Source organism: Hallella faecis (assembly GCF_018789675.1).
GTDB classification, from domain to species: Bacteria; Bacteroidota; Bacteroidia; order Bacteroidales; family Bacteroidaceae; genus Prevotella; species Prevotella faecis.
On sequence record NZ_JAHKBE010000122.1, the window covers coordinates 1 to 1,465 of the forward strand.

Annotated in this window: 2 protein-coding genes; both read right to left on the reverse strand. The window is 42.9% G+C overall.

The features are described from left to right. Positions 1-373: 373 nt before the first annotated feature. Positions 374-970, reverse strand: coding sequence for a HipA N-terminal domain-containing protein (locus tag KM934_RS12715; RefSeq protein ID WP_317192677.1), 597 nt, complete (start codon positions 968-970; stop codon positions 374-376). Then, the gene (locus tag KM934_RS12720) at positions 967-1,275 is read right to left on the reverse strand and encodes a helix-turn-helix domain-containing protein (protein ID WP_072066706.1); all 309 of its coding nucleotides are present in this window, start codon (positions 1,273-1,275) and stop codon (positions 967-969) included. Before KM934_RS12720 ends, KM934_RS12715 begins: the two co-directional genes overlap by 4 nt. Positions 1,276-1,465: the final 190 nt, after the last annotated feature.

The following is a 1,465-nucleotide window of genomic DNA, read 5'->3' on the forward strand; positions in this document are numbered from 1 at the left end:
CTGGCAGCGTAAAACTGCTTAGCCTTTATCTCAAATTTTAACGAACTATTGCTAAATGTATGTTTCCGCTAAATTACTAAAAAAACACATATATCCCAAGCGTTTCTCCCCTTTTTTATGGTTACATTGTTTTTATGTATCGCCTTTCTGCAACCCATTGCCCCATATCCACGCTTTGCCAACAGCATGCGCGACATGTGGAACCACCTTATTGTAACATGTAACATGTAACATTGTAACAAGGCGCGTTTTTATTTTCCCACAGATCCCGCGGAATCTCCCCAAAAAGCGTTACCTTTGTAGGAGATAGGCGCACGCCTGCAACGTTAGCAAGCTCCAGGAACACTTAGCCGCCCCTGCTCGCAAACTATTACTAAAAAAATCCGAAGTCAGTTACCTTACAAAGAAGGTTTCGACCATCGAACACAATTATTGCCTTAGGTTGGCGACCACCTGCCGATGTTCCGACAGCTATCAACGACTGCATGGTCAGCGATTCGTCAGGCATCAGTCTTACATTCTCACGCTCAACGAATATTCTCTGGGCCAGATCTGCCAATGCCTTCATATTCAGCTTTTCCGACTTTCTGATGCCAGATGATTCGGGTATAAACTCCAAAGCTCCCATACCTCGCTTACCTATAAACGACAGAATTTCAAGAGGAGTAATTTCCTGATTGCGAATACCATTCTGTATGCGCCAACACTCAAACACCTGGTTACCCCAAGCGTCAGGCAAAGAGTCTGCGAGAAAAGGAGGCAGTTTGCGGTAAAGCTTTGTTTCCCTGTCACCCATGATGGGACGTCGGCTGGCAGGTGACTTGACAGAAGCCACAAGTGGGAACGGATCAAGTCTTCCGCCAAGGAAAGCTGGATTATACTCGAAAAACGAAACACCTCTCCTTGCATCCCAGGACAAGCGACCGATTTCCTTGTCCCAAAGCATTATTTTCAAAGAACTTGCTATCATGACTTCTTATGTCTAATTCGTTGAACTTTCTTTTCTTCCTTCACAAGGTACGCAGATGGAGGCAAATCCGGCATCAGCTCGTCAAGTGCGTCTATCTGACCGATTGCCTTCAGCAGCAAAAGAAAAGTGCCAAGCGACACATTGCCCGATGTGCCATTCTCAAACTTATGAATGGTAGTGATTGTAATACCCGATTGTTCAGATACCTCTTTCTGAGTCATATTGCTACGCAGACGGTAATCCTTGAATCTTGCACCAAGAAGTTTTACCAATTCCGGTATAGAATACTCGTAATAATCAATCATAATTCGCTATTTTAATTTATACCACAATATAAGTTAGACCAATAATATAGCGTTATATTATATTCTGCTTATATTTATAAATGCAAAAATACTCATTCCTTTTCAAAATCCATCAATTAGCTTGAAGAAAATCTGACTAAAGTTTCGGATTTAGGCAGGGTGGGCTGAAGGCCCAACAAGCACATAGCCC

Coding starts and splice junctions, on each gene's coding strand:
- KM934_RS12715 (WP_317192677.1), bottom strand. CDS start 970: ATGATAGCAAGTTCTTTGAAAATAATGCTTTGGGACAAGGAAATCGGT.
- KM934_RS12720 (WP_072066706.1), bottom strand. CDS start 1,275: ATGATTGATTATTACGAGTATTCTATACCGGAATTGGTAAAACTTCTT.